At 75.2% G+C, this 26,834-nt stretch carries 26 protein-coding genes; 12 read left to right on the forward strand and 14 right to left on the reverse strand.

The window, feature by feature from the left end; all coding sequences use genetic code 11:
- The first annotated feature begins 4 nt into the window (after positions 1–4).
- Both AB0637_RS04420 and AB0637_RS04425 read left to right on the forward strand, forming a co-directional pair.
- Positions 5–1,282, forward strand: a complete 1,278-nt coding sequence (locus AB0637_RS04420; protein ID WP_366169952.1) for an EAL domain-containing protein — start codon at positions 5–7, stop codon at positions 1,280–1,282.
- Positions 1,279–2,805, forward strand: a complete 1,527-nt coding sequence (locus tag AB0637_RS04425) for a GGDEF domain-containing protein (protein ID WP_366169953.1) — start codon at positions 1,279–1,281, stop codon at positions 2,803–2,805. The genes AB0637_RS04420 and AB0637_RS04425 overlap by 4 nt, the downstream gene beginning before the upstream one ends.
- A 41-nt stretch (positions 2,806–2,846) precedes the next feature.
- Here the strand turns inward: AB0637_RS04425 and AB0637_RS04430 are convergent, their stop codons facing one another.
- Entirely contained in the window at positions 2,847–4,073 is a 1,227-nt protein-coding gene (locus AB0637_RS04430; RefSeq protein ID WP_366169954.1) for a histidine kinase, read from the reverse strand.
- A 320-nt stretch (positions 4,074–4,393) separates the two neighbouring features.
- On the opposite strand from AB0637_RS04430, the gene AB0637_RS04435 reads away from it, so the two are divergent.
- Together AB0637_RS04435 and AB0637_RS04440 are read left to right on the forward strand one after the other, a co-directional pair.
- Complete coding sequence (locus AB0637_RS04435) at positions 4,394–6,169, forward strand: phosphatidylglycerol lysyltransferase domain-containing protein (RefSeq protein ID WP_366169955.1); 1,776 nt, start codon at positions 4,394–4,396, stop codon at positions 6,167–6,169.
- Positions 6,170–6,204: 35 nt separating this feature from the next.
- Positions 6,205–7,101, forward strand: a complete 897-nt coding sequence (locus tag AB0637_RS04440) for an HAD family hydrolase (protein WP_366169956.1) — start codon at positions 6,205–6,207, stop codon at positions 7,099–7,101.
- Here the strand turns inward: AB0637_RS04440 and AB0637_RS04445 are convergent.
- Complete coding sequence (locus tag AB0637_RS04445) at positions 7,082–7,303, reverse strand: hypothetical protein (protein WP_366169957.1); 222 nt, start codon at positions 7,301–7,303, stop codon at positions 7,082–7,084. The two genes, AB0637_RS04440 and AB0637_RS04445, sit on opposite strands and share 20 nt — an antisense overlap.
- 56 nt (positions 7,304–7,359) lie before the next feature.
- Positions 7,360–8,340, reverse strand: a complete 981-nt coding sequence (locus AB0637_RS04450) for a hypothetical protein (RefSeq protein ID WP_366169958.1) — start codon at positions 8,338–8,340, stop codon at positions 7,360–7,362.
- A gap of 255 nt (positions 8,341–8,595) precedes the next feature.
- On the opposite strand from AB0637_RS04450, the gene AB0637_RS04455 reads away from it, so the two are divergent.
- Both AB0637_RS04455 and AB0637_RS04460 read left to right on the forward strand, forming a co-directional pair.
- Positions 8,596–9,612, forward strand: a complete 1,017-nt coding sequence (locus AB0637_RS04455) for a hypothetical protein (RefSeq protein ID WP_366169959.1) — start codon at positions 8,596–8,598, stop codon at positions 9,610–9,612.
- Between the two features lie 188 nt (positions 9,613–9,800).
- Positions 9,801–11,285 carry a hypothetical protein gene (locus AB0637_RS04460; RefSeq protein ID WP_366169960.1) on the forward strand — a complete coding sequence of 495 codons (1,485 nt, stop codon included), beginning with the start codon at positions 9,801–9,803 and terminating at the stop codon, positions 11,283–11,285.
- A 9-nt stretch (positions 11,286–11,294) separates the two neighbouring features.
- Here AB0637_RS04460 and AB0637_RS04465 read toward each other — a convergent pair whose 3' ends face one another.
- The gene (locus AB0637_RS04465; RefSeq protein WP_366169961.1) at positions 11,295–11,855 is read right to left on the reverse strand and encodes a DUF1062 domain-containing protein; all 561 of its coding nucleotides are present in this window, start codon (positions 11,853–11,855) and stop codon (positions 11,295–11,297) included.
- Between the two features lie 216 nt (positions 11,856–12,071).
- Here AB0637_RS04465 and AB0637_RS04470 point away from each other — a divergent pair, with 216 nt between their 5' ends.
- Positions 12,072–12,512 (forward strand): GNAT family N-acetyltransferase, encoded by a 441-nt coding sequence (locus AB0637_RS04470; protein ID WP_366169962.1) that lies wholly within the window; start codon positions 12,072–12,074, stop codon positions 12,510–12,512.
- Here the strand turns inward: AB0637_RS04470 and AB0637_RS04475 are convergent.
- Genes AB0637_RS04475 through AB0637_RS04485 form a run of 3 tightly spaced genes read right to left on the reverse strand, consistent with a single transcriptional unit; the run spans position 12,496 to position 15,241 of the window.
- Positions 12,496–13,281 carry an FAD:protein FMN transferase gene (locus tag AB0637_RS04475; protein ID WP_366169963.1) on the reverse strand — a complete coding sequence of 262 codons (786 nt, stop codon included), beginning with the start codon at positions 13,279–13,281 and terminating at the stop codon, positions 12,496–12,498. The genes AB0637_RS04470 and AB0637_RS04475 overlap by 17 nt on opposite strands.
- Entirely contained in the window at positions 13,278–13,817 is a 540-nt protein-coding gene (locus AB0637_RS04480; RefSeq protein WP_366169964.1) for an FMN-binding protein, read from the reverse strand. The genes AB0637_RS04475 and AB0637_RS04480 overlap by 4 nt, the downstream gene beginning before the upstream one ends.
- Before the next feature lie 5 nt (positions 13,818–13,822).
- Complete coding sequence (locus tag AB0637_RS04485) at positions 13,823–15,241, reverse strand: ferric reductase-like transmembrane domain-containing protein (protein ID WP_366169965.1); 1,419 nt, start codon at positions 15,239–15,241, stop codon at positions 13,823–13,825.
- A 200-nt stretch (positions 15,242–15,441) separates the two neighbouring features.
- On the opposite strand from AB0637_RS04485, the gene AB0637_RS04490 reads away from it, so the two are divergent.
- From AB0637_RS04490 to AB0637_RS04500, 3 genes are all read left to right on the forward strand, one after another.
- Complete coding sequence (locus AB0637_RS04490) at positions 15,442–16,371, forward strand: rhomboid-like protein (RefSeq protein WP_366169966.1); 930 nt, start codon at positions 15,442–15,444, stop codon at positions 16,369–16,371.
- A 145-nt stretch (positions 16,372–16,516) separates the two neighbouring features.
- Positions 16,517–17,416, forward strand: a complete 900-nt coding sequence (locus AB0637_RS04495) for an alpha/beta fold hydrolase (protein WP_366169967.1) — start codon at positions 16,517–16,519, stop codon at positions 17,414–17,416.
- 91 nt (positions 17,417–17,507) lie between these two features.
- Positions 17,508–19,079: a S53 family peptidase gene (locus AB0637_RS04500; RefSeq protein WP_366169968.1), complete on the forward strand. Its 1,572-nt coding sequence runs from the start codon at positions 17,508–17,510 to the stop codon at positions 19,077–19,079.
- A gap of 109 nt (positions 19,080–19,188) precedes the next feature.
- Here the strand turns inward: AB0637_RS04500 and AB0637_RS04505 are convergent, their stop codons facing one another.
- The 5 genes from AB0637_RS04505 to AB0637_RS04525 form a co-directional block, all read right to left on the reverse strand.
- Positions 19,189–19,542 carry a hypothetical protein gene (locus tag AB0637_RS04505; protein WP_366169969.1) on the reverse strand — a complete coding sequence of 118 codons (354 nt, stop codon included), beginning with the start codon at positions 19,540–19,542 and terminating at the stop codon, positions 19,189–19,191.
- 80 nt (positions 19,543–19,622) lie between these two features.
- The gene (locus tag AB0637_RS04510; RefSeq protein WP_366169970.1) at positions 19,623–20,219 is read right to left on the reverse strand and encodes a bacterial proteasome activator family protein; all 597 of its coding nucleotides are present in this window, start codon (positions 20,217–20,219) and stop codon (positions 19,623–19,625) included.
- A 15-nt stretch (positions 20,220–20,234) separates the two neighbouring features.
- Complete coding sequence (locus AB0637_RS04515; RefSeq protein ID WP_366169971.1) at positions 20,235–21,077, reverse strand: phosphatase PAP2 family protein; 843 nt, start codon at positions 21,075–21,077, stop codon at positions 20,235–20,237.
- An 82-nt stretch (positions 21,078–21,159) separates the two neighbouring features.
- Positions 21,160–22,092, reverse strand: coding sequence for an aldo/keto reductase (locus AB0637_RS04520; RefSeq protein WP_366169972.1), 933 nt, complete (start codon positions 22,090–22,092; stop codon positions 21,160–21,162).
- Between the two features lie 51 nt (positions 22,093–22,143).
- On the reverse strand, positions 22,144–22,968 hold the full coding sequence (locus AB0637_RS04525) for an oxidoreductase (protein WP_366169973.1): 825 nt from the start codon (positions 22,966–22,968) through the stop codon (positions 22,144–22,146).
- Positions 22,969–23,038: 70 nt separating this feature from the next.
- Between AB0637_RS04525 and AB0637_RS04530 the strand changes: the two genes are divergently transcribed.
- Together AB0637_RS04530 and AB0637_RS04535 are read left to right on the forward strand one after the other, a co-directional pair.
- Positions 23,039–24,274 (forward strand): VWA domain-containing protein, encoded by a 1,236-nt coding sequence (locus AB0637_RS04530; RefSeq protein WP_366169974.1) that lies wholly within the window; start codon positions 23,039–23,041, stop codon positions 24,272–24,274.
- Between the two features lies 1 nt (position 24,275).
- Entirely contained in the window at positions 24,276–24,779 is a 504-nt protein-coding gene (locus tag AB0637_RS04535; RefSeq protein WP_366169975.1) for a GNAT family N-acetyltransferase, read from the forward strand.
- Between the two features lie 4 nt (positions 24,780–24,783).
- Here the strand turns inward: AB0637_RS04535 and AB0637_RS04540 are convergent, their stop codons facing one another.
- Both AB0637_RS04540 and AB0637_RS04545 read right to left on the reverse strand, forming a co-directional pair.
- On the reverse strand, positions 24,784–25,713 hold the full coding sequence (locus tag AB0637_RS04540; RefSeq protein ID WP_366169976.1) for an NAD-dependent epimerase/dehydratase family protein: 930 nt from the start codon (positions 25,711–25,713) through the stop codon (positions 24,784–24,786).
- Positions 25,710–26,801, reverse strand: a complete 1,092-nt coding sequence (locus AB0637_RS04545) for a Gfo/Idh/MocA family oxidoreductase (RefSeq protein ID WP_366169977.1) — start codon at positions 26,799–26,801, stop codon at positions 25,710–25,712. The genes AB0637_RS04540 and AB0637_RS04545 overlap by 4 nt, the downstream gene beginning before the upstream one ends.
- Positions 26,802–26,834 lie beyond the last annotated feature (33 nt).

A 26,834-nucleotide genomic window follows, 5' to 3' on the forward strand; every position in this document is an offset into this window, starting at 1 on the left:
CGACGTGACGGTGTCAGTGGACGGTGACCTGGGCGGAGCGCGCGCGGGCACGACGAGTTCGCTCGGCCTGCAAGCCATCCACACGGCCGACCGCGAGGTCTTCGGCTACGAGCTGCTGCACCGGACCGGCACGGTGAACCGCGCCCGGTTGTCGGGGGAAGCCGAGCACGACCGCGCGACCGCGCAGGTCGTGGCCGCCACCTTCGGCGAGTTCGGCGTCGAGGAGCTCTCCGGCGGTCGTCCCCTGTTCCTCAACGCCACGCGCTCGTTCTTCACCGGTCGCGTGCAGCTGCCGTTCCCCCCGGGATCCGTCGTCCTGGAACTCCTCGAGGACGTGGACGTCGACCGTCGTCTCATGGCGGGGCTCGTCGACCTGCGGCGACGGGGTTTCCGCATCGCCGTCGACGACTTCGACGGCGAGACCTCGCGCATCCCCGCCGTGCTGCACGCCGACTACGTGAAGATCGACCTGCAGGTGACGGGGGAACGGCTGCCGGAGGTCCTCGACCTCGTGCGCCGGGTGAACCCGGGGGCCGTCCTCGTCGTCGAGCGCGTCGAGACGCAGGCGCAGTTCGACGTCTGCCTCGACCTGGGCGTCGACCTCTTCCAGGGCTACCTGCTGCACCGGCCGGAGGTCCTGCAGCGCCAGACCCTCACGCCCTCGCACCTCACGTGCGTCCAGCTCGTCGCCCTGCTGTCCGACACCGACGCCGACGTGGGCCAGGTCGTCGACCTGCTCTCGCAGGACCCCGCGCTCAGCCTGCGCGTCCTGAAGACCGTGAGCTCGGCCGCGCACGCCCCCCGCGGGGGCATCACCTCGCTGCGCCAGGCCGTCGTCATGCTGGGCCGACGTGAACTCATGGGCTGGGTCCTGCTCGTGCTGCTCGCCGGCTCCGGGTCCGCCCGCGTGCCGGACGAGACCCTGGCGTGGATCTTCGCCCGGGCCGAGGCCTGCCGGGCCCTGCGTCCCACGGCGGCCGAACCCGCGTTCACCGTCGGGCTGCTCTCCGGGGCGGCCGAGGCGCTGGCCTTCGACCCCGTCGAACTCACCCGCGGGTGCGCGCTCGACCCCTCGGTCCGGGACGCCCTCGTGGCCGGCGCCGGCCCGCTGGGCGTTGCCCTCACGGCCGTCCGCGGCCACGAGTCGCTCGTCCTCGCAGGGTCCGAGGGCGAGACCGCCCCCGACACCGCGGCGGACGTGGCCGAGGTCTACCTGCGCGCGCAGGTCACGGCGCGGGCCCGGGTCGCGGCGTTCCGGTCCCCGCAGGGGCCGCGTCGGTGACCTCGTTCCACCCCGCCGTCCCGGTGGCAGGAGCCGCCCGGGACGGTGGTCCACCCCGTCGTGCCGCCGGCGTCCTGCCGCTGGGGGTCCTCGCCGCGGTCGCGACGACCGCCCTCGTGTGGCACCGGCCCACGGCCGGTGCGGTGGTCGCCCTCGCCGTCCCCGCCCTGGCCCTGCTGGCCGTCGCGACCCGCTGGCTGTCGCCGGACCGGCGCACCTGGCGGTGGCTCGGGTGCGGGACGGCGCTGCTGCTCACGGGTGCGCCCGGGACCTGGAGCCTGCTCGTCCCCGCGAGCGGTCCGCCGCCCACCCTGTCGGCGCCCCCCACCCTCGTGCCGCTCGTCGTGACGGTGCTCAGCGCGGTCGGGGCCTACGCCGTCCTGTTCGCCGGGAACCTGCGCCTGCTGCACTACCAGCGCAGTTCCGTCCTGCCCCACGTCAACGCCTGGTTCGACGGCGTCGCGAGCCTGGCGGGGTTCGCCGCCATCCTCTCCGCGACGGCCGTCCCGGCCCTCACCGCGCGCGGGATGACCACGACGACGGCGCTCGCCTGGTCGGTCCGCCCGGCCCTGCTCCTCGTCCTCGTCGCCTTCGCCGCCGCGAACTGCGGGCTCGTCGGTCGCGGCGACCGCCGCCGCACGCTCGGCGTCCTCGCCGTGTTCGCGGTGCTGCTGGGCGCCGAGCTCGTCGACCTCGTGCACCTCGTCCAGCTGGGCACCGGGTCGGCGACGGGTCCGGTGGCCCCCGCCGTGGCCGCTGGGCTGCGGGTGCTGGCGGTGGCCCTGCTCCTGCGGACCGTCGCGCGCCACCGTCCGGGCCCGCGCGTGGTGGTCGACCTGGGCTGGCCCACGGTGGCCGCCCCCATCAGCGTCTTCTGCCTCACGATGACCGCGGCCTGGCTCCGCACGGCGCACCCGGCGACGTCCACCGTGGCCTTCGTGTTCGAGGTGGTGGCCCTGACGACGGTCGCGGCCAAGCTCGTCCTGCTCACGCGCCTGCTCGTCTCGCTGCTCGGCAGCCACCGGCTGTCCCTGCTCGACGAGCTGACGGGGCTGGCCAACCGGCGGGCGTTCTTCGCCGAGGTCGACCGCGTCCCCGCGGGCGAGGCGCTCGCGGTCCTGCTGCTGGACCTCGACGGGTTCAAGGCCGTCAACGACCGCTTCGGCCACCGCACGGGCGACCTGCTCCTGCGCGACACGGCCGCCCGGCTCGAGGACGTCGTCGGAGCGGACGGACTCGCGGCCCGGCTCGGCGGGGACGAGTTCGTGGTCCTGCTGACCGGCGTCGACACCGCGCGGGCCGACGCGGTCGCGGCCGAGCTGCTGGCCCAGCTCGGGCCGCGGGAGGTCGAGGGCCTGCACGTCGTGGTCGGCGCGAGCATCGGGGTCGCAGGACCGGGCACGACGGCCCCCGAGGACCCGGCGGCCGCGGGTCGGGGTCGGGGTGAGGCGCTGCTGCACGCCGCCGACGTCGCGATGTACCGGGCGAAGTCGACGGGTGGCGGCGCCCGGCGGGCGGTCTGACCGCCCTCGTCAGGCCGGGGTTCCGTCAGACCGGGGCTTCTTCAGGCCGGGACCCCCCGCAGCACCGGGCACGGCAGGAACGCCGTCACGGCGAACCCGCCATCGGGGGTCGGACCGGCCTGCAGCGACCCGCCGAGCGCGGCCGCCCGCTCGCTGATGCCGGCCAGGCCCACCCCGCCGCCGGAGAACCCGCAGGGGCCGGTGGTCGCCGGCGCCCACCCCCGGGGGGCGGAGTTCTCGACCTGGACGTGCACCCCCGACCGCACCCCGGGCCCGCGACCCCGGTCCAGCCGGACGCGGACGAGGACGTCGGCCCCGTCGGCGTGCCGCCGGACGTTGGTGAGCGCTTCCTGCGCGATCCGGTACACCGCGCGCTGGACCGGGGCCGGGACGTCGGCCGTGTCGGTCGAGCCCGGCAGCTGCAGCCGGCCGTGGACCCCCGAGCGTTCCCACAGCTGCGTGATGTCGTCGACGGTGTGCACGGCCTCCAGCGACGCCGCGACCTCCTCGCTCGTGAGGGCCCCCAGGACCTGCCGCAGTTCGTCGTTCGCCTGCACCGCGAGGCTGCGGATCGTCTCCGTCGTGCGCAGCGCCGCGGGGACGGGGGCCGGGCCGCGCAAGGTCACGCGCAGCACACCGGCCTGCAGGGCGATGAGGGAGATCTGGTGGGAGACGACGTCGTGCATCTCGCGGGCCAGCTGCGCCCGCTCGTCGGCCCGGGCCGCCCGTTCGGCGAGGGCCCGCTCCCGGTGCCGGCCGCGCTGCAGCTCCCGCAGCCGCTCGGCCTGTTCGCGGCGGACGCGCAGCAGGTGCCCCACGAGGCTGGCGCTGCCGACGTACCCCGCGAAGTAGATGGCCGACTGCAGGTTGAGGACGAGGAACCCGGGTCCGGGGTACCAGTAGATGACGGTGTTGGCGACGGTCAGCGCGACCGTGATGGCCGCCACGACGAGCAGCGCCGAACGCTGCCGTCGGTACGTGAAGTTCGCCAGCAGGACCCCCGGGGCCACCTGCAGCGTGGACCACCAGACGCCGGGCAGCGAGGCCAGCAGCGCCAGGAGGGGCCACCGGCGGCGCAGCAGCACCCCGGCCAGGGCCAGCAGCGTGACGACGACCGCCGTCCGGCTCGACCACGAGACGCCCTTGGACACGGCGTCGGCGGCGGAGGCGATGAGCAGGACCACCTGGGTCAGGACCCGTCCCCACGGGCTGCGCAGGAACTCCGCCGCGGCGGACCGGCGCTCGGGCGACAGGAGCGCGACCGGCACCGGCCCAGGATGGCAGCCGCCCGGGAGGCCTCGTCCCCTCCGGAAGGAGGGGGTGCCCGGGCCGTGCACCGCACCTTCGGCGGGTGGGGTGGACGCCTCGTGCCGGGCAGGATCCAGGGGTCGGCACCCGCCCCCACGGTGGGGCGCCGACGGGATCGACGCCGCTCGGCCGGCCCGCGCCTCGGGGGAGGTGGGCGGCCGGGCGGCGGGGTCCGGAAGGTCGGTCCCGGGTGCCGGACGGTCGCGGCAGCGCCGACGTCGGGGGACGAGCCCGGCACCCGGCGACCAGACCACACGACCGACGGGCGGAGACGACGACCGTGAGCGCGACCCCGCCGGACGCCGCACCCCCGAGCTCCACACGCCCGGGCTCCCCGGCGTCGGAGGCCGCACCGCGTCGGGGCGGGACCGCCCGCTCGCGGGTCCACTCCGTCCGGGCCCTCCTGGCCACGGTCGTCACGGCCGCCGTCGTGGTGTCCGGTGCCCTCTCGTGCCTCACGGCCCTGTCCGAACCGCTGGCCGACGCGGCCTCCGCCCCGGACGTCCTGACCGACGTCGTCTTCGCCACCTCCTGGCCGAGCCTGGGGTACGGCGCCGCGATGCTGCTCGTCGCCCGGTCCCTCGCGCGCCGCAAGCGCGCCGCCTGGTGGGCGGCCCTCGTCACGGCGGTCGCCTCGCTGCTCCTCGGGGTGGCCTCCGACCTCCTCGACGGGTTCTGGGCCCCGGCCGAGCTGGCCGTGCAGGCGCTCCTGGCCGTGGCCCTGCTCCTGGCGCGGCCCGAGTTCACGGTGCTGCCCGACCCCGTCGACGTGCGCCGGGCCGTGCGCGGCGGGCTGGCCGGGGCCGCGCTGCTGCTGCTGGCGGGGGCGGTGCTCGTCGGGGTGTGCGACACCGCGTCGGGGTCGGCCCTGGAACGGCTCTGGTACGCCGGGGCGGGGATGCTCGTGTCCGTCGACAGCTACGTCGTCTTCCCCAGCGGTGTCGTCGTCCCGACGTGGGTCGACGTCCTGCTCAACGTCGCGGGCACGCTCGCCGTCCTCACGACCGCCTTCCTGCTGTTCCGGCCGCCCGCGGACCCCTCCGCGCTCGGGGCGGCCGAGGACGACCTGCGCGCCCTGCTGGCCCGCGGGGAGTGCGGCGACTCGCTCGGCTACTTCAACCTGCGCCGCGACAAGACCGCCGTCTTCGCCCCGAACGGCCGGGCCGCCGTCGTCCACCGCGTCATCGGCGGGGTGAGCGTCGCGAGCGCCGACCCCGTCGGCAACCCGCAGTCCTGGCCCGCGGCCATCGGGGCGTGGCAGGAGCAGTTGGGGCGGCACGGGTGGATCCCCGCGGTCGTGGGGGCCTCGGAGACGGGGGCCACCGCCTACCACCGCGCGGGGTTGCAGGCCCTGGAGGTGGGGGACGAGGCCGTGCTGGACGTCACCGACTTCTCCCTCGAGGGCCGGTCGGTCCGCGGCGTCCGTCAGGCCGTCAACCGCCTGCAGCGCAGCGGCTCCGTCGTCGCGGTGCGGTGGCAGTCGCACCTCGGGCCCGGCGAGCTCGCCGAGGTCGTGGACGCGGCCGAGCGGTGGCGCGAGGGCGCCGAACGGGGGTTCTCGATGGCGCTGGGCCGCATCGGGGACCCGGCCGACCCCGACCTGCTCGTCGCCACCTGCCGGGACGCGCAGGGGGCCCTGACGGCGGTGCTGACCTTCGTGCCCTGGGGGTCCGACGGTGTCTCCCTGGACCTCATGCGCCGTGACCCGGCCGCCGCCAACGGGACGGTCGAGCTCACGGTGACGCGGGTCGTCGCCTTCGCCGCCGAACACGGCCTGGAGCGGATCTCCCTGAACTTCGCGGTGTTCCGCTCGGTCTTCGAACGGGGGTCCCGCCTCGGCGCGGGTCCCGTCCTGCGCCTCTGGTACCGGACGCTGCTGCTGCTGTCCCGCTCGTGGCAGCTGGAGCAGCTCTACCGGGCCAACGCCAAGTACCAGCCGCGCTGGGTGCCGCGCTTCGTCTGCTTCGACCGGACCGCGGACCTGCCGCGCATCGGCGTGGCCGTCGCCCGCGCCGAGCAGTTCCTCCCGCAGCGCAAGGGGCCCGCGCCGCGCTGACCGGGCGGTCGAGGCGCGGGTGCGAGGATGGGGTGGTGACTCCCGAGGTGCCCGCGCTGGCCGACGTCGACGTGGACCGGGGTGGCACGAACCCGCAGCAGGACGCCGAACGCGCGTTCGCTCGGGGCTGGGGGCTCGTCGCCACGGACCTCGACGGCACCGTCATCCCCCGCGACCGTCCCGTGAGCGCCCGCACGCTCGCGGCGTTCGCGGCTTGCGCCGAGGCCGGGATCCCCGTCGTCCCCGTGACGGGCCGTCCGCCGCGCTGGGTCACCCCGCTCGCCGACGAGGCGGGGCTGCGCGGTCTGGTCGTGTGCGCCAACGGTGCGCTCGTCTACGACCTCGACGCCGGCGAGGTCGTCCTGGAGCACCCCATCGCCCCCGACGTGCTGCGCGAGGTCGTGGCGCGGTTGCGGCCCGTGCTGCCCGGCATCGGGTTCGCCCTGGAGGCCGTCGTCGGGTTCCGGCGAGAGCCGGAGTACGCGACCCGCTTCGACAGCGGGCTCGAGCAGCGCGTCGCCGCCTTCGACGAACTCCTGGTCGACGCCCCGCCCGTCGTGAAGATCCTCGCCAAGTGCCCGGGGGTGCTGAGCGACGAGATGGTCGCGATCGCCGCGCGGGAGCTCGACGGCATCGTGAACGTCACGCACTCCAACGCGGCCGACTCGCTCATCGAGATCATGGCCGCCGGGGTGAGCAAGGCGACGACCCTCGCCGAGGTGGCCGCGCAGCGCGGTCTGCAGGCCCCGCAGGTCGTGGCGTTCGGGGACATGCCGAACGACCTCGAGATGCTGCGGTGGGCCGGGCGGTCCTACGGCATGGCCGACGGCCACCCGGACGCGCGGGCCGCGGCCGACGACGTCGCCCCGCCGTGCGGGGAGGACGGGGTCGCCCAGGTCCTGGAGCGCCTGCTCAGCTTGCGTGGGCGCTGATCCCGCCGACACCCCGGACGACGACGCGGACCCCTTCGACGTGGTCCGGCAGGTCGGGGTAGTCCTGGTCGTCGACGACGTTGACCTTGACGGCCCAGTCCGGGCCGACGTGCGTCAGGCCCACCCCGTTGACGCGCGGATCCCCGCCGATGATGTCCTGCACCTGCGACTTCGCGGCTCGTGCAGCGTCTCGGTCGCTCACTCACGGCTCCCTGGTCCGTCCGCCGCGACCGCCGGAGGACCAGGGGCCGCGCGTGCTCAGACGACCAGTGTCGCACCGAGCGCGCTGAGCACAAGGCCGATCGGGTTGCAGAACGTCAGCCCGGCGCCGTTGTCGCCGCCCCGCTCACTGCCCGCGAAGAGGAGCCCGACGGCCTGCCGGGTGTCCGGCCGGTAGACCAGCGAGCCGGAGTCGCCCCCGGCCGAGAACGCCCCGGCGTCACCGGTCACCTCGATCTGGCCGTCGAAGCTGACGACCCCGACCGGGTACTGCACCGCGACGTCGTCGAGCTCGATGGCGCTGATCCGGCCCTTCGTCCAGCCCGTCGTCCGGCCGACCTTCTCCACGGCGACCTCGTCGTCCGGCTCGGTCCAGCCGGTGAGGCGGCCGACGGGGTAGGTGAGGTCGACGTCCGCGAGGTCGTCCTCGAGCAGCGCGATGGCCGCGTCGACGGCGTTGCCGCCCCCGGCCTCGAGCGGGACGGCGCGGGCGAGGCGCCCGACGCGGTCGCCGGCCTGCCCGCCGTCGTACGGGCCGGGCTGCAGCACCGGGTCGTCGAGCGCGGCCTGGTCGGAGTTCGCCAGGACGTGGTTGTTCGACAGCACGTACAGCCCGTCGGAGCCGGCGACGGTGACGAACCCGCCGAGGGTTCCGGCGGTGACGTCCTGCTGGGCGATCGACAACCCCGGGTGCAGCGGTCGGACCTTGCGCTGCAACGCCTCCGGTGCCCAGATCCCGGGTTCGGTCGGCGCGCTGAGCGCCTTCACGAGGCCGATCTCGCGGATGTCGACCTCGTCCCCGGCCGCCCCCGCGGCCAGGGTGCGGGCGCTGTCGGCGAGGACCTCGCCGCGGTTGCCGGAGTAGCGCACGGCCAGTCCGTACCGGGGTCCGTCACCACCGGAGCGCGGCAGCACGCTGATGCCGACGCTCGCCACGCCCGTCGGCGTCTCGAGCGAGGAGGCCTGCACGACCCCCGAGAGCAGTCGGGCCTTCAGTTCACGAGCGTTGTCGATGTGCACGAGACGTTCCCCCTGGTCGTGTCGTCCGCGGTCACCACCCGGCGGTGCGCCGGGATGGACACAACGTGTCACCGACCTCCGACACGAGCCTCCGGAGCACCGCGTGGAGGCTCCTCGTCCCCGGACCGTGGCCGATGGGCACTGGGAGGAGCGAATCGACAGCGGTCCGTGGCGACAGTACGCATTCTAGAAGTTGTCCGGCCGACCGTCTGCGCCGGAGGACCGTCCCGGGACCGGAGGATCGAGGAGGACGTCGTGGGCATCGCCTGGGCCGAGGCCGTCCGGTTGGCGCGCTCCAACCGGAGCCGGCACGAGGAGCTCGAGGACCGTCACGCCGCTCTGGTCACGCGCGCACAGCGCGAGAGCCGTGCCCAGGAACAGCGGCGCCAGGAGGTCTACGACCAGGTCCTGGTGCCCTTCCGGGACGTCTTCTCCCGCATGAAGAACGTCGACCTCGCCGAGCTCGCAGGCATCGACCTGCCCACCGCCGGGCACACCCCGGAGGTGGAGGTCACACAGGTGCGGTTGAGCGCGCTGCACACCGTCGGGGCGCTCGCGGGCGGACTCGGCGTGGGCGCCGGAGCGGGGGCGGGGGCGTTCGCCGCCGTCGGAGCCTTCGCGGCGGCGTCCACCGGCACCGCCATCTCGGGTCTGTCCGGGGCTGCAGCCACCAGCGCCACCCTGGCCGCGCTCGGTGGCGGTTCCCTGGCTGCCGGTGGCGGTGGGGTCGCTGCCGGCACCCTCGTCCTGGGCAGTCTCGTCGCCGCCCCCGCGGTGCTGGCCACCGTCGGGGTCGTCGTCTGGCAGGGACGACGGCAGCGACGCCGTCAGCGCGAGGGGGCGGAGACGCTCGCCGCAGCCGACGTCGACCTGGGCCGGGCCGAGGCGAGGACCGCCACGGTCATCGCCCGCAGCCGGCAGGTCCGGACCCTGCTCCGAGACCTGCAGGCCGAAGCCGGCGTCCACCTCGAGCAGTTGCGGTCCCTCGTCGAAACCCAGGACGACCACGCGCTCTGCACCCCGGCCCAGCGGGCGCAGGTGGCCACGACGGTGTCGCTGATGACGACGACGATCTCGGTCATGGCCACCGCCCTGGTCGACGAGGACGGGGTGGTGACCGACCTGTCGGGGCAGGTCGTCGACGACGCCCGGGAGCGTCTGCAGGACCTCACCGACGAGGGTGGCCTCTCCGCAGCACCAGTCGACACCGAGGCGGCGGGTACCCCGGCGTCCGCGGCGGTCGGTCAGACGGCTGCGGGAGCCGCGTCGTGAACGAGGACCCCGGACGGAACGCCGAACCCCGCTCCGAAACCTCTCCGTCGGCGTCCGGTCCGTCCGCAACGTCGGCGGACGCTGCAGGACCCGGGCGTGGGCACCGTCGCGGGCGCCGTTCCGGGGGAGGTGAGGTCCGTGCGGAGTCGACTCCACGGACCGTGCCAGAGGGCGCGGTGAGAGCCGGTGTGCAGTCCGCCGCCTGGGCGTTGGTGAACGCGGGAACCCGGCGGCAGGCCGCCCAGACCGTCGAGGCCCTGCGGATCCGCGAACTCGCCCGGCAGGTCGCACAGCGCTACCGCAACGTCGGCACGGCTCAACGCGCAGGACACCTCTTCGAGGTGATGCACGAGGCGTCGTTCAACCACGACGCCATCGCCAAGGGGGCGGCGGTCCGCGCTTCGACCACGGAGTGGGCCGTCGGCGGATCGCAGAGCGCGGCAGCCGATCTGCACATCGTCGACGGTGCGACGGGTGGGGGTGGCCGCCTGCTGGCTGCGGCGCAGGCCAAGCTGATGGGGACGGCGACGACCACGGCGAGCGGAATCTCCCGCCGCGACTACCAGGGGATGCAGCGCCTCGTCGGCGCGGACGAGCTGCGCCGAGTGCAGGACCTGCTGGACCGTCGGTTGAGGATGAACCCCGAGGGGCTGACGTTCGACGACTACGTCGACTCCCGCGCACACGTCACCGACACCCTCCACATCGAGACCACCGACGCCGCCGGCCGCGCCACGACCGTGACCAGCCGCCCGGTGTCCACCGCGGAGGCACACCGCGCCTCCGGCGACGCCTCGCGGTGGGGGACCGAGCAGGCAGCTGCCGTCGCCTCCCGCGAGGTCGCTGCGTCCCTGGCGATCGGTGCCGCCACCGGTGCCGTCGTCGCGGGGGTGATCGCCGCCGCGCAGCAGGCCGCACGGATCCGGGCAGGGGAGACCTCGGCCGCCGCGGCCGCCGCCACTGCCGCAGGGGCCGCTGCGATGGGGGCGGTGCGCTCGGCCTCGGGGGCGGGACTGGGCAAGGCCGTCGGCATCGCCGCCCAGGCCGGCGTCTTGCCGTCGGCGCTGGGCCGAGGATCGGCCCCCTCGGCGACGGCGGCCGCCCTCGTGGAGGTCACCGCCGCCGGTCTGGCCTTCGCCCGCGGGGACATCGACTCCGCCGAGTTGGCCGCCCGTTGCTGCGACTCCGCCCTGCGCGCCACGCTGGTGGGGGTCGGCAGCGGACTGGGTCAGACGGCGATCCCCGTCCCGGTCGTCGGTGGCCTCGTGGGGGCGGTGGTGGGGCAGGCCGCGGCGACCCTGATCAGCCAGGGCCTGCGCGCGGCAGCTGAGGCGCTGCGCACCGAGCAGGCCGCCGGGCAGGCCGTGGACGGGGAACTCCTGGACGCTCTGGAGGACGAAGCGGCTTCCGCTCTCGCCGCGGCGATCCTGCTCGGGGAAGCCGAAGGTGCGCTCGGGGCCGAACGCAACGCCTACGTCAGCACCACCGTCGGCCCTCTCCTGGACGACGCGCTGATCGCCGTCGCCTGCGCCGGACCGGAGGAGGTGTTCAAGCGGCTGGCCGAGGTGGCACGTTGCTTCAACGGCCAGCCGCTGTTCGTCACCGTCGACGAGTTCGACGCCTGGATGGCCGATCCGTCGGCGCCCCTGACCTTGAACCCCAACTGGGTGTGATTCCCCGGGTCACGGTTCCAGGAGCACCTCGAACCCGCTGGACCGCCGGGCGCGCAGGTCCACCGCGGCGACGATGCGTCCGTCCACCACGAGGCGCTCGACGGCCGCACGGGGCAGCCCGAGACCGGTGGCGAGCAGCCGCACCGGCCGCGCCGGGATGCGGGCCAGGAACTCCACGGTGACCTCGAGGTCCTCCCCGGGGAGCGCGCGGGGTGGGGGTGCGGTGCCGGCGTCGAGCACCCACGCGCCGTCCCAGTCCAGGGCGTACCGGTTCCGGTGGGCGGTCGCGGGGTCCAGCAGCAGTGCGGACACGAGGTCGGGGTCGTTGCCGTGCAGGCCGTCGAGCAGTTCCGCGTCGACGGTGCGGACGTGGGTCCGCTCGAACACCGTGAGGTCCGCCGTGTCACCGCAGCCGGTGCAGTGGGCCAGCAACCACGCGTCGAGGAGCTTGCCGTTCGCGTTGACGCGGAACCTGCCGCCGGCCCGGAACCGTTCCGCTCCGCAGCGGTGGCAGCGGCGGACGACGAGGGGCAGGCGGGTGGGCGTGACCGCCCAGGTGAGGGTGGGCATGGGGGAACACCGTTCGGTGAGTTCGTGGGCAGCACCAGCAGCACGCGGCACGAGGCCGCGCGCGAGTGATCAGCTCTCGGGAACGTCACCGGATGGACAACGGCTCACCCTCGCTCGGGGGACTGGACACATCGACCGTAGCGACGGGCCTGCGCCGCGGACCACGAGTTTTCCCGGGGGTTCCGCGGACGCGGTGTGGCGTGGGAGAACGGTCCGGTGAGCACCGACACCGCGCAGGTCCTGGTCCGCCCCGCCCTCGCGGAGGACGAGGAGGCCCTGTGGCCGTTGGCCGTGGAACTCGCCACGTCCTTCGTCCCCGAGCGGGCCGCGTTCGCCCGCTCGCTGGCGCACGTCCTGCGGGACGAGACCGCCACCCTCCTCGTCGCGGTGACGGGCCAGGGGCGGGTCGTGGGGTACGTGCACGCCCTCGTCCACCCCGCCTTTCACGCGAACGGGAACGTCGGGTGGGTCGAGGAGGTCGTGGTCGACCCGGAGTTCCGGGGGACCGGGTGCGGCCGCGTGCTGGTCGAGGCCGCTGAGGCGTGGGCGTGCGGCGCCGGGGCCGCGTACGTCGCCCTCGCCACCCGCCGGGCCGCGGAGTTCTACGGGGCGCTGGAGTACGAGGAGTCGGCGGTGTACTTCAGGAAGCTGCTCTGAGCGGTCCGGCGACCGTCGCGGTCGTCCCGTCCGCCCACACCACGAGACCGGTGCGGCCGGGCCGGGTGCCGAGCCAACGCGCGGCGTCGGCGTCCCGGGCGTAGGCGGCGGTGGCGTCGACGTCGGCCCACGTCAGCGAGTCCGCGACCACCGTCACCTGCGCGACGCGGGAGGGGTGCGACCCCGTCCGGGCGTCGACGAGGTGCTGCCCGCGGTGGGCCGTCCCCGAGGTGGCGACCGCGCCGTCGCGGACGGGAACGGTCGCGAGGACGCGGTGGGGGTCGCGGGGGTCCTCGATCCCGATCCGCCACGCGGGGCCGCCGTCTCCGCTGTGGCAGAGCATGTCCCCACCGCCGGACAGGCAGAACCCGGTGTCGGGGAGTGCGAGCAGGTGGGCGGCGGCACGTTCCAGGGCCCACCCCTTGACGACGCCGTCGGTGTCGAGGCGCACGGAACCGTCCGCGGTGCGGCGGCGGACGTCGAACGCGCCACCGGACTCCCGGCGGGCCCGTTCGGCGAGGTCCAGGACCTCGCGGACGTGTTCCGGGCAGTCCTCGGGTTCCACCGCGCCGCGGTCCAGACGGCTCGTCCAGGAACCCGGGAGGCGGGTGCTGAACTCCGCCTCGACGCGGCGCAGGTCGGCCAGGACCGCGGCCCACGCGGAACGGCCCGGTCCGTCGTCGGCGTGGCGTCCGCGGACGGCCAGGCTGACGGGGAAACCCATGACGACCTCGACGCGCCGGACGGGCGGAGGGGCCGTCGTCCTCACGCGTGCACCTGGTCCAGGGCGCTCTGCAGCGACTGGACGTACCCGGTGCTCGTGACGGTGGCGCCGGACACCATGTCGATGTTCGCGCTCTGCGCGCTGAGCGTCTCCTGCACGAGGACCGGAAGGGCCTGGGCGTTGATCTCCTCGTCGCGGCGGTTCCCGTCGGGCTGCTGCAGGATCTTGACGGCGCTGATCTTGCCGTCCGTCACGGTCACTTCGACCTGCACCGGTCCCCAGCGGGTGTCGGCGGCCGACCCCGTCACCGTCGAACTGCCGCTCGCGGAACTCCCCGTCGAGGTGCCCGCGGAACCCCCGGCGGAACTCCCCGAGGAACTGCCGACGGAACTCCCCGCGGCGACGGCGACCGTCGCGGGGGTGCCGACGCCCTCGGTGGACGTGTGGTAGCCGAAGAGGAGCACGAGGACGGTGAGCGTGCTCATCCCGGCCACGACGATGCGGCGGGTCGACCCCCCGCCGCCGGTGGGGGTTCCGAACGCGCTCCCGGCGGGCAGGCCGTGCGGCGACTGGGGGGACACGGGGTTCACCATCCGAACTCCTCGACGTGGATGCGGTCGGCGGGCACGCCCGCACCGAGGGCGGCGGCCCGGACGTCGGCGGCCCACCCGCCCAGGCCGCAGACGAAGACGTCGTGCCCGGCGACGTCGGGGACGAGCCAGCGCAGGGCGGTGACGTCGTCGACGGGTGGGGTGCCGCGGCCCAGCCAGGAACCCGCGCCGCGGCGGGGACCGGGCAGGTCGACGACCCGCAGACCGCGGGTCGCGGCCAGCCGGGAGAACTCGGCCGCGAACAACGGGTGGTCCCGGTGGCGGTGCAGCAGCACGGCCTCACCGGGGGCGTAGGGCAGGGCCTCGGCCAGCGCGCGCAGCGGGGTGACGCCCACCCCCGCACCGATGAACGTGACCCCCCGACGGGTGCGGGTCCGGGCGGAGAGCCGGCCGTAGGGGCCCTCGACGAGGACGCGCGTCCCGGGACGGACGGTGGCCAGCCGGCGACCCCCGTCGCCATCGGTGCGGACCGTGATCCGCAGGGCGTGCGGGGTGGGGGCCGCTGAGAGGGAGTAGGGGTGGTTGCGGGTCCAGCCGGGGCCGTCGAGGAACCGGAAACCGAGGAACTGCCCGGCCTCGACGGGCAACCGGTGCAGGTCCCGGCCGGTGAGGTGCACGGAGACGACACCCGGTGCCTCGGGGACGACGCGCGTGACCTGCACCCGATGGCGCAGGTTCCGGACGACGGGCAGTCCCACGCGCCAGACGAGCACGGCCGCCACGGCGACGGCCCACAGGGTCCACCAGAACACCGTGCGGACGGGGGAGGAGACGAACTCGGTGCCCGTCCACAGCTGGTGCGGCAGAGCGAGACCCGCGCCCAGGTAGGCGTAGAGGTGCAGCAGGTGCCAAGACTCGTACCGCAGCCGGCGGCGGGCGGCCTTCACGCTGGTGACGACCACGAGGACGAGGGCCACCGTGCCGGCGGTGGCCAGCAGCATCCCCGGGTAGTCCACGACGAGGTCCCAGGCGGTCGCCGGGACCTGGTGCAGTTCCCCGGACGCGTACCCCCAGGTGATCGTGACGAGGTGGGCGAGCAGCAGGTCGAAGGAGCAGAACCCGACCCAGCGGTGGATCCGCGCGAGCCGGTCCTGCCCGAACGCGCTCTCCAGCAGGGGGACGCGCGCCATGAGGACCACCTGGGCCAGGAGCAGGACCGAGGCCAGCAGCCCGGTCAGCCGCCCGAGGGACGTGAGGCCCGTGGCCCAGCCGCCGAGGTCCTGCAGACCGCGACCGGCGGTCCACCAGTAGGTGACGAGCAGCAGCGACCCCCACAGCGCGGCACCGGCCAGCGCGCGGACGGTGCCGTCGCGGCGGGCCCGCGTCGTCGGGAGTCCGGTCCCGGCCGGGTCGGTCGCGCTGGGCCGCGCCGACGGGGGGAGCACCACGCTCACGGCGCTGCCCTCATCTGGTCACCTCGGGTTCCTCCGGGCTCGACGCAGGAGTGCGCGAGCTCACCGGACCACCATCGGTGACGGAACCTGAAGCCAGCCTGATGCGGGCTAGGTGCCGGCTGTGCGTCCTGACGACGGGTCGAACGACACCGACAGCCGGGACCGGGCCCCCGCACAGGCACGCCGAGCACGGTCGGACCGTGACGATCCTCGCGCCGACCGCCCCCGCCGTCCTGGTCCGCCCCCTCGGCGCGACGGGCGCCCTGGTGCGGTGGCGGGGACGGCTGCGGGGGGCCGACGTCGGCTTCGTGCACGCCGGACTCGTCCTGGCCGTGGCCGCGGTGCTGCGGTTCCTGCCGGCGGGGCAGCGGGCGGCGGCCGTCCTGGCGGCCAGCACGAACCTGGACAACCTGGCCGTCCACCCGTTCCGCGTGCTGCTGCTCAGCGCCTTCGTCGTGCCGACCGGGACCGGGCTCCTGGTGCTCCTGCCGCTCGTGCCCGTCCTCGCCGCGGCGCAGCGACGGTTCGGCCGGCGCGCGACGGTGGGCGCCTTCGCCCTCGGTCACGTCGGGGCGACGCTCGTCGTGGCGGGGTTCCTCCTGACGGGGGTGCGGGTCGGGTGGGTGGACCCGTCCGTCGCGAGCGCCGTGGACGTCGGGGTGAGCTACGGCCTCGCGTGCGTCGCCGGCCTGCTCGTGGCCTCGGGTCCGTCGCGGTGGCGCCGGCCCGGCCTCGCGGTGGTGGCCGGGGGGCTGCTGGTGGCGCTGGTGGTGGACCCGGACTTCACCGCGGTCGGGCACCTCGTCGCCCTGGCGCTGGGAGCGGGGCTGGGGTCCGTCGTCACCCGGACGGCTCAAGGGACGGCCCCGTCCCGCCGATGGGAGACCACCCGCCCGGCACGAGGAGGAACCCGTGAAGCACCGTCGACCTGTCGTGGCCGCTCTCGTCGGCCTGGCCGGGACGCTGCTCGTGGGGAGTTCCGCCGGGACGTCCGCGCCGGAGCCGGCGTTCTCCGCCGTTCCCGCGGTGCAGTCCGCGAGCACCACCCCGCGGGAGTTCGTGGCGCCCCTCTACCGGGTGCCCACGCCGACGCCGTCCGGAACCCTCGGGCCCGCCGGACCCGGCGGTGAGGGGGGCGTGCTCACCCCCGACACCGTCGTGACCCCGGGGCCCGTGGCTCCCCGGCTGGCGCCGAAGGCGGGGTTCCGCCCCGCCTGACACCCCACCCGGCACCCCGGTGTACCGCCCGGGACCCGGTCACGGAAGGCTCGGGGGATGGTGGACACCCCCGACCGCGCGATGGTGCAGCGGCTCCTCGGCCTCGCCCCCGCTCCGACCCACACCCCGCTCGACGTGCGACGCCGCCCGGCGCCCGCGCCCCCCGGTGCCGACGACGTCGCGGTCGAGCACGTCGTCCTCGTCACCGCGGACGGTGAGGTGCCCTGCTGGCTCCTCACCCCGCAGCGGCCGTGTGGCGTCGCGGTCGTCGCCGTCCACCAGCACGGCGGGGAGTTCGACCGCGGCAAGAGCGAGGTCGCCGGGATCGCCGGTGCACCGCACCTGGCCTACGGGTTGCGGCTCGCGCAGGCCGGCGCCGTCGTCCTGGCGCCGGACCTCGCAGGGTTCGAGGAACGACACCGCGGGTGGACCGCGGACCCCGTGGCCGACGAACGTCTCGACGCGTTCCACCGCGTGGCCCAGGGGAGTTGCCTGCAGGCCCAGCACACCCGCGACGTCGCCGTCGCCACCTCGTTCCTCGAGCAGGAGGTCGGCCCGGACGTCCCCCTGGGGATCATCGGCCACTCGCTGGGCGGACAGGTGGCGCTGTTCTCCCTCGCGTTCGACCCACGGCTCACGGCCGGGGTGGTCAGCTGCGGTGCGGCGACCGTCGCCTCCCTCGTGCGCGACCGGATCCCGCACAACCCCGCCTGGTTCGTGCCCGGGCTGCTGCCGGCCGGTGACCTGCCGGCGCTGGCCGCGACGCTGACCGGTCAGCGCGTGCTGCTGACCGCGGGATCGGGCGACCCCCTGTTCCCGGCCGACGGTGTCGACGAGGTCGTCGCCGCGTTCGCCCCCGGGGTGTGCACCCCGTTCCCGTTCGACGGCGGCCACGAGGTGACCGCGGAGGTGACGGCCGCCGCCGTGGAGTTCCTCGTCGGCTCTCGGCGCCCCTGACGACGCCCCCTCCCCGCGGAACCCTGCTCGGTCGAGCGCGCCCGGACGCGACGCCGCGCGGGTGTCGGAGCCCGGTGGCACAGTGCCGCGCATGACGGAACACACCTCGTCCGGAAACCCGTCGCGCGCGCACCGGCCGCTGGCCGGAAGTACCCGCGCCGCCGCACCCCGCGCCCGTGACGCCGTCCCCCTCGCGGCGGACGCCGTCGTCGACGTGACGCTCGTGCTGCGCCGCCGCGCCGGGCTGCCGGCCGACGTGGTCACCTCGTCCGAGAACCTGACGCGCGCCGACCTGGGCGAGCGTTTCGGCGCCGACCCGGCGGACGTGGAGACCGTGCGCTCGGTCGTCGAGGGGGCGGGGTTGACGGTGGCGTCGGTCGACGCTGCGAGCCGCCGGGTGCAGGTGAGCGGACCGGTCGACGCCGTCACGCGGCTGTTCGACGTGGACCTGCGCGAGGTGACGTCGCAGGCGCCGTCCGGTGCGGAGGTGCGGCACCGCCAGCGCGAGGGCACGGTGTCGTTGCCCGAGGGGCTCGACGGGGTCGTCACGGCGGTGCTCGGCCTGGACGACCGCCCGACCGCCCGCGCCCAGTTCCGGCTCGCCCCCGCGGCGTCGCCCACGACGAGCTACTCGCCCCTGGACCTGGCCCGCGTCTACGAGTTCCCCGAGGGCGACGGGGCCGGGACGGAGATCGCCGTCCTGGAACTCGGCGGCGGGTACCGCACCGAGGACCTCGACGCGTACTTCGCCGGGCTGGGGCTGGCGACACCCGCCGTCCGCGCGGTCGGCGTCGACGGTGGGGCGAACACCCCCGGTTCGGCCGACGGCGCCGACGGTGAGGTGATGCTCGATCTCGAGGTGGCCGGGGCGATGGCCCCTGGGGCGGCGCTCGTCGTGTACTTCGCGCCGAACACCGACCGGGGTTTCCTCGACGCGTTGTCCGAGGCCGTCCACGCCGACCCGACCCCCGCCGTCGTCAGCATCAGCTGGGGTGGTCCGGAGGACTCGTGGACCGAGCAGGCGCGCACGGCGTTCGACGACGCCCTGGCCGACGCCGCGGCCCTCGGCGTGACGGTCACAGTGGCGGCCGGCGACAACGGCAGCGCGGACGGTGTCCAGGACGGTGCCGCGCACGCCGACTTCCCCGCCGCCAGCCCGCACGCACTGGCCTGCGGGGGAACGAGTCTGCACGCGCGCGCGGACGGCACGGTGACCAGCGAGGTCGTCTGGAACGGCCGCGGCGCGACGGGTGGTGGCGTCAGCGCCGCGTTCCCCCTGCCCGCGTGGCAGGACGGGGTCGGGGTGCCGACCCGCGCCGGTGGCGGCGGGACGGGGCGCGGTGTCCCGGACGTGGCGGGGGTGGCGGACCCGGCGACGGGGTACCGCGTGCGGGTCGACGGCGCGGACCAGGTCATCGGCGGGACGAGCGCGGTGGCCCCGTTGTGGGCGGCGCTGGTGGCTCGGCTCGTGGCGGCGCGGGGTTCAGGGCTGGGTCTGCTGCAACCCCGCCTCTACGCGGGGGCGGCCGCCGGGACGGCCCCGGAGGGTTTCCGCGACATCACCGAGGGGGACAACGGCGACTACGCCGCCGGTCCGGGGTGGGACGCCTGCACGGGACTCGGTGTCCCCGTGGGCACCGTCCTGCGGGAACGCCTGGCCTGAGGGCCCCTCCTGCACGCGCTGTCGCTCACGCTGGCCGGCAGTCGTTCCAGGTCTCCAGCGCGGCGACGTCGGGGCAAGGCGTGTGTGCCTCCACTCCCTCGCCAGGGGATCAGCGCAGGTCGGCGAGCGTCTCGGCCTTGACGACGGCACGCTCCACCGCGGCGAGCAGCGCGGGGTCCACGGGAGCGCCGTCCCCGCCGGCGACGCGCACCATCGCCGCGGCCTCCGCCACCTGGGCGCACGCCGTCGCGGTCCGGGTCAGGCGCCGGTGGACCTCGGGGTGCTCCCCGTCGGGGCCGCCGGGCACCAGCAGGTCACCCGAGGAGGGCGCCTCCTGCTGGGCGCGCAGGCACCGCGCCCGCACGGCGCGGGCGACGAGGTCGACGCGGGGCAGGAACTCCTCCAGCGCGTCGCGGGCCGGTCCGGGCGGGGTGCCGTCGACGACCATCTCGACGCGGCGCACGGCCCGGTCGGCGGAGTGCGCCGCGCGCGCCCAGACCCCCTCGCCGAGGGGGTCGGGCGTGCGGCGCCAGAACGCGAGCTTCAGAGGTACTGCCCCGTCCCACCGGGCTGGACGCGCGGCATGCCGTCCCCGCCGGGACGCCCCTGCGGACCGGCCGTCGCGATGCCGCCGGGCAGCGCGCGGCGCATCTCCTGCAGCTGCGCCTGGGCCGCCATCTGCTGGGCGACGAGCGCGGTCTGGATGCCGTGGAAGAGGCCTTCGAGCCAGCCGACGAGCTGGGCCTGGGCGATGCGCAGCTCGCTCTCGGAGGGCGTCTGCCCCTCGGCGAACGGGAGGGCGATGCGCCGCAGCTCCTCGACGAGGTCGGGGGACAGGCCGTCCTCGAGCTCGCTGAGGGACCGTTCGTGGATCTCGGCGAGCCGGTTGCGCCCCGCCTCGTCCAGCGGCGCCGACCGCACCTCCTCCAGGAGCTGCTTGACCATGCTGCCGATCCGCATGACCTTCGCGGGCTGGGAGACCATGTCCGCCGGGCCCGGTTCGCCGTCCTCGGGCGGTTCGGCGATGCCCATGCCCTGCGGCGTCACGACGACGACGCGGGGGTCCGGGCCCTCGCTCGTCTCACGCGGGGCGTCGGGTGGGGTCGGGTCCTCGGGCAGGCCGTGGGTGTGCTCGGACATGCCCCCATCCTGCCCTCAGCCCCTGCGCGCCACCTCCCGCGGCAGCGCCTGGGTCGCCGCGAGCACCGTCAGGGTCACCACGGCCCCGGCCACGAGGTAGGACGTCGTGAGCGAGGCGTCGCCCGCGTAGACGACGACGAGAGCGGCGGCCGCGGCCGCCGGCACGACGAGCGAGAGGCGCACCAGCGCGGCCCGTCGCCGGTGCTCGCGCTGGGGCAGGACCTGCACGAGGCAGAACACGACGGAGCCGACGAGCGCGGAGGCGAGGACGTCGCTCACGCGGTGCCAGCCGTCGGCGATGACGAACGTCCCCATCGCCCCGCCGGCGACAGCGCCCGCGAGGGCCAGCGGCAGGCGCGCCCAGCGCGGTCCGGCCACGAGCAGTCCCAGGGCCAGCCCGAGCACCGCCGACGTGTGGCCGCTGGGCAGGCTGTTGGCCGAGGAGCCGTGCTCGAGCAGGTCCGGGCGTTCCAGCAGCACGAGCTTCAGCAGCTCCGTGAGGCCGAGCGTGCCCGCGGCGACGACGACCCCCTTGAGCGCAGCGCCGACCCGACCGCGGACCAGGCCGACGAGCCCGACGAGGGCGACGCCCAGGACGAGGTGGTGCGGCTGCAACCGGTCCACGAGGTCGAACGCCGTTCGCAGCCAGCCCGTCTCCGAGCCCCGGTTCTCCAGGGCCAGGGTGTGCAGCCGGTTCTCCCGGAGCTGGCCCGTGGCGGTCCGGACGCACACGACGTAGAGGACGCCGAGGGCGACGAGCTGCCACCACGCCGCCCCGAGCGCCACCACGGACCAGGTCCGCCGGGCGGACGCGGGACGTGGTGGGCTCCAGGGCTGGTGTGCGGCTGTCGTGCTCACCCCTCCACTCTGGGGCACGCGTCGGGCAGGTGCGTACCCCAGCACGTGCAGGGAACGTGTCGTTCCTGTGCGGCGTCCCCGCTCAGCGGGAGGCGCGGTCCAGGGCGGCGATCTCCTCGGTGCTCAGCTCGAGCTCCATCGAGGCCAGCAGCGGGGGCAGCTGCTCGACGGTCCGGGCGCTCGCGATCGGGGCGACGACCGTCGGCTGCGACCGCAACCACGCCAGGGCGACCGCGGCGACGTCGACGCCGTGCGCGGCGGCCGCGGCGTCCAGCGCCTCGAGGACGCGGGGCCCGCGGGGGGAGTCGAGGTAGGCCGCGGCGGAGGCCTGCCGCTGCGACTCGGCCAGCTGCCCGGGGCGGTACTTGCCGGTGAGGAAGCCCGACGCGAGCGAGAAGTACGGCAGCGAGGCCAGGCCGTTGGCCTCCACGACGGGCAGCGCGTCGCGCTCGTACTCCTCGCGCTCGACGAGGTTGTAGTGGTTCTGGACGGCGACGTAGCTCGCGAAGCCCTCCCGCCGGGACGTCTCCAGGGCCTCGGTGAGGCGGGCGCCCGTGTAGTTCGAGGCGCCGATGGCGCGGACCTTGCCGGCGGTGACGAGCTCGTCGAACGCCCCGAGGGTCTCGGCCAGCGGGGTCTCGCGGTCGTCCTGGTGCGCCCAGTACAGGTCGATGCGGTCGGTCTGCAGACGCTGCAGCGACTCGTCGACGGCCTTGCGGATGTTCTCGGCGCCCAGGCCCTTGCGGTCGGCCTTGCTCGCGACCTTCGTCGCGATGACGACCTGGTCGCGCTTGCCGGTCTTGGCCAGCCAGTTCCCGATGATCGTCTCGGAGATCCCGGCGCCGCCGTCGGACCAGGCGGAGTACACGTCGGCGGTGTCGACGAAGTCGCCGCCGCCCTCGACGAAGGCGTCGAGGACGGCGTGCGAGGTGGCTTCGTCGGCGGTCCAGCCGAAGACGTTGCCGCCAAGGTTCAGCGGGCGGACGTCGAGGTCAGAGGTCCCGATGCGTGTCATGCCGTCAGGCAACCACAGGCCGCCGTGGACGACATCCGGACGGGACGCGCCTCAGAAGTCGGTGCTGGTGCTGAGCTCGCGCCAGACGTTGACCTCCGAGCGCCGCTGCTCGAGCACCTGCTCGATGGCCGAGAGTGCGTCCGAGCCGAGGAAGACGGCCGACGGCGGGTTCTCCGCCTCCGCCAGCGCGATCATCGCCGCCGCGGCCTTGGCCGGGTCGCCCGGCTGCGTGCCGTGGGCGGTGTCGTTCTCGATGCGCCGCTTGCCGGCGGTGTCGGCGTAGTCGGCGATGGGCTCGGGTGACTGCGTCAGCGAGCGGCCCGCGAAGTCGGTCCGGAACCCGCCGGGGGCGACGATGCTCACACGGACGCCCAGCGGGGCCAGTTCGGCGCGCAGCGACCGGGACATCGCCTCCAGCGCCGCCTTCGCCGCGGCGTAGTAGCCGGACCCGGGCGGGCAGACGTGCGCGCCGATGGAGGAGACGTTGAGGACGGTGCCGCTGCGGCGCTCGCGCATCCCCGGCAGGACCGCCTTGAGGACGGACGCCGCCCCGAAGACGTGGGTCGCGAAGAGCGTCTCGACGTCCGCGTCGACGCCCTCCTCGACGGCGGCGCGGTAGCCGTACCCGGCGTTGTTGACGACGACGTCGATGCCGCCGAAGCGTTCCTCGGCCGCGCGCACGGCCGCGGTGACCTGCTCGGGGGAGGTGACGTCGAGGGACAGGGCCAGGGCGGAGTCGGGGTGCCCGGCGGCGATGTCCTCGACCCTCGAGGCGTCGCGGGCGGTGACGACGGCGCGGTGGCCGCGGGCGAGGACCGCTTCGGCGAGCGAGCGCCCCAGACCGGTCGAACAGCCGGTGATGAACCAGGTGGACATGCCCGCACCCTGTCACCTGGCACCCGCCCTGTCTGCCCGGACCGGCCGTGCCGTCGGGTAGAACAGAGACGTGACCACGCTCACCGAGGGCGGCAACGCCCCGCTCACCGGTTCGTCCCTGCGGGTGCGCGTCGAGGGGCCGGTCGACGTGACCGCCCTCGTCGTGAACCCCGACGGCAAGGTGGGCGGCGACGCCGACATGGTGTTCTTCAACCAGCCGTCCGCGCCCGGGGTGCGGTTGGCCGGGCGGGAGGTCGCGCTCGACCTCTCCGCACTGCGCCCGGGCGCCGACCGGGTCGTCGTCGTGGCCAGTCCGGAGTCCGAGGGCGCCACGTTCGCGGGCACCACCGTGCGACTGGTCGTCGAGGACGGGTCCTCGACGCTGGACTTCACACCGTCCCGGCTCGGCGCCGAGACGGTCGTCGTGCTCGCGGAGGTGTACCAGCGGGGCGGGGCGTGGAAGGTCCGCGCCGTGGGCCAGGGGTACGACAACGGGCTCGCGGGGCTGGCGACCGACTTCGGGGTGGACGTCGACGAACCCGCTGCCGCCCCACCTGCCGCCGCGCCCGCGGCCCCCGCGGTGTCGTTCACCAAGGGCGAGGAGAAGCTGCCCGTCGACATGCGCAAGGCGCTGAACCTGCGCAAGCAGCAGGTCGCGATCGTCCTCACCAAGCACCGGATGACGGGGTTGCGCTGCCGCGTCGTGGTGGTGCTCGACGTCTCCGGCAGCACGAGTTCCCTGTACCGCAAGGGCGTGTTCTCCCGCGCCGTCGAACGCGTGGCGCCCGTCGCGGCCCAGGTCGACGACGGGGCGGAGATGCAGGCCTGGGCGATGGGCGGCCGGGCCAAGCGCCTGGAGGACATCACCATCGGCGGACTCCCGCAGTGGCTGCAGACGTACACCGCCAAGCGGTACACCGAGGCCGAGGGCTGGAACAACGAGAAGGCCGTCATCGAGGACGTCGCCCGCTACGTGGCCCGGGAACCCCTCGACATCCCCACCCTCGTCCTGTTCTTCCACGACGGCGGGGTCACCGACAACAAGGGGACCGAGAAGGCGCTGCGGGCCGTCGAGCGCGAACCGGTGTTCTGGCAGTTCATCGGCATCGGCCGCAGCAACTACGGGATCCTCGAGAAGCTCGACACGCTCGCCGACCGGCAGTACGACAACACGGGGTTCTTCGCCCTCGACGACCTCGACGCCGTGGACGACGCGGAGTTGTACGACCGGATCCTGCAGGAGTTCCCGAGCTGGATGCGCTCCTACTACCCGCCCGGGGCGCCGGCGCTCCAGGGCCTGTCCTGAGGTGCCCGCCCTCGTCGTCCCGCGCTCGTCCGTGGCGGACTCGGTCCGGCGGGCGGCGCGGTCGGGGCAGTGGGACGACCACCCGGCCTACACCGGGGTCGCGCGGATGGACGACGGGCAGTTCGACGCCTGGACCGACCGGCTCGTCGCCGATGCCCGCGAGGGCACACCGCGACCGGAGGGTTTCGTCCCCTCCACCAACCTGTGGTGGGTGGACGGGACGGAGTTCCTCGGCCGGGTGCAGGTGCGGCACCGGCTGACCCCGCGGTTGCGCGACCTCGGCGGTCACGTCGGCTACTGGGTCGCCCCCGCCGTGCGGCGCCGCGGGCACGCGACGGCGATCCTCGCGGCCACGTTGCCGGTCGCGAACGCGCTGGGCCTGGAGTGCGTGCTCGTCACGTGCGACGACGACAACGTGGCCTCCCGCAGGGTGATCGAGGCCAACGGCGGGTTGTTCCAGGACCGGCGCGGGGTCAAGCTGAGGTTCTGGGTGCCGACGGCCTGACCCGTCAGGACGTCGCCGCCCGCCGGGCGAGCAGCTCGTCCACGCACGCGCCGACCGTTTCCCGGTGGGTCGCGACCGGCCGGTACCCGAGGGCCTCGGCCGCGCTCGTGTCGAGGAAGAAGGGCGGCCACGAACTCCACGGCGACGGCTCGCCGTCGGGGTCGTCGACGACCTCCACCTCGATCCCCGCGGCCGCGGCGACCGCACCCACGACCTCGGCCGCGGTGGGGTTTCCCGGGTCGGCGGAGTTCAGCACACGGTGCGCCGGACGTTCCGTGCACCGCAGCACCAGGCGCGCGAGGTTCGCCGCGGCCGTCGGGTGGTTCCCGGCGTCCGCGGCGTGGGGCAGCCGGAACACCCGCCGGCCTGCCAGGACCCGGTCCAGGACCCACGCCTCCCGCGGTTCCGCCGCTCCCGGGCCGTGGACGCGGGAGGGGCGCAGCACCGACACCGGGACGTCGGCGGACCGGTACACCTCTTCCACCGCCACCTTGTGGGGCCCGTAACCCTCGCGGGAGGCGTACTCCCCCGAGAAGTCCGCGGCGAGGACGGGGTTCCCCTCGACGACGGGCCTCCCGAAGTCCGGTGGGTCGTCGCTGTTGGAGTGGCGCCCGAGGGCGTCGACGTACACCGCCTTGCTCGACAGGACGACGACCGACCCGATGCCCGCGGAGACGGCCAGGACGCTGCGGGCGTGCGCCGCCGTGTAGGCGACGACGTCGACGACCACGTCCGCCCCCGGCCCGAGCGCGGCGCGGACCTGAGCCGGGTCGTCGCGGTCCGAACGCAGGAACTCCACCCCGCGCTCGCGCAGCGCGGCGGGGAACCGCTCCCCGGAGCGGCCGGTCCCCACGACCTGGTGGCCCGCCTCGACGAGTTCCGTGGCGACGGCGCGGCCCGTCATCCCGTTCACCCCCAGGACGACAGCCCTCACGCGACCGCGTCCGCCCACGCCTCGCGCGTCGTCGTGACCGGCTGCCCCGTGCGCGCGGCCTCGGTGATCGCGAGGCCGAGCAGGTGGTCCTGCGCGGCGGCGGCCAACGCGTAGGGCTCCGGCCCTGCGCCGCGGGCCCAGTCCCGCGCCTGCACCAGCAGCGTGGCGAGCGCGACCTCCTCGTCCGAGAGCCGCGACCCGACGAAGGGGTTGCGGAACACCACCCGCCCCTCGAAGGAGATCTGGTCCAGGTCGAGCCCCTGGACGTCCTGCTGGTGCCCGGTCTGCCGGCGTTCCAGCGACGACGTGAGGACGGTCGTCGCGTCCGCCAGCCGCACGACCCGGTCCTCGACGAGTTCCCCCAGGCTGCCGCGCACCACCAACCGGCGCGTGCGCAACGGGTTCCGCGTCTGCGTCTGCGTGAAGTCGTAGAGCCCAGTGCGCCCGTCCCCGAAGTCGACCGTCGCCACCGTCGTGGTCTGCGGCCGCGGGGCCGGGTCGCCGGTCCAGCCCGGGCGGGCGACGGGGTCCGCCAGCGGGGTGGTGGTGGCGGTCGCGACGACTCGGGCCGTCTGGGCGCCCACCCCGAGGAAACCCCGGAGCACCGACGTCGCGTGGTACGTCTGGGTGGAGGAGACCTGGACCGACGTCACGTCCCCGAGGAGGCCGTCCCGCGCGACCTGCAGCCGGGCCGCGGTGTGGGGGAACAGCAGGTACTGCTCGGCGACCTGGACGCGGCCGGTGGCGCCGACCGCGGCCCACAGCGCCCGCAGCCCGTCGAGGTCGGGAGCCGGCGGCGTCTCGGTGAGGACCCGCGCGCCGTGGGCCACGAGTTCCGTGACGACCGCCGGGGCCGCGGCGACGGGCACCGCCACGAGGACGAGTTCCGGTGAGGTCCCCAGCAGCCCGGTCAGGTCGTCGGCGGCGCGCACCCCGCGGCCGGCGACCGCGGCCTCGGCGGAGGCGTGGCTGCGGCCCAGGACGCCCGTCACCTCGACGAGGTGCGGGACCCGGGCGGCGAGGTCCAGGAACAGCCCGGTCCGGAATCCCGTGCCGACGACGCCGAGTCGGAGAGGGGCTGCGTCCACGGGGCGACCGTAGTCCCGCCGCTCTGGCCTGGC

Source organism: Kineococcus sp. NPDC059986, assembly GCF_040702905.1.
GTDB lineage: Bacteria > Actinomycetota > Actinomycetes > Actinomycetales > Kineococcaceae > Kineococcus.

Bases quoted from the DNA above. Each gene is read 5' to 3' on its own strand.
- AB0637_RS04465 (WP_366169961.1), bottom strand. From the start codon at position 11,855: ATGCCCACCCTCACCTGGGCGGTCACGCCCACCCGCCTGCCCCTCGTC.
- AB0637_RS04495 (WP_366169967.1), top strand. From the start codon at position 16,517: ATGGTGGACACCCCCGACCGCGCGATGGTGCAGCGGCTCCTCGGCCTC.
- AB0637_RS04500 (WP_366169968.1), top strand. From the start codon at position 17,508: ATGACGGAACACACCTCGTCCGGAAACCCGTCGCGCGCGCACCGGCCG.
- AB0637_RS04510 (WP_366169970.1), bottom strand. From the start codon at position 20,219: ATGTCCGAGCACACCCACGGCCTGCCCGAGGACCCGACCCCACCCGAC.
- AB0637_RS04520 (WP_366169972.1), bottom strand. From the start codon at position 22,092: ATGACACGCATCGGGACCTCTGACCTCGACGTCCGCCCGCTGAACCTT.
- AB0637_RS04525 (WP_366169973.1), bottom strand. From the start codon at position 22,968: ATGTCCACCTGGTTCATCACCGGCTGTTCGACCGGTCTGGGGCGCTCG.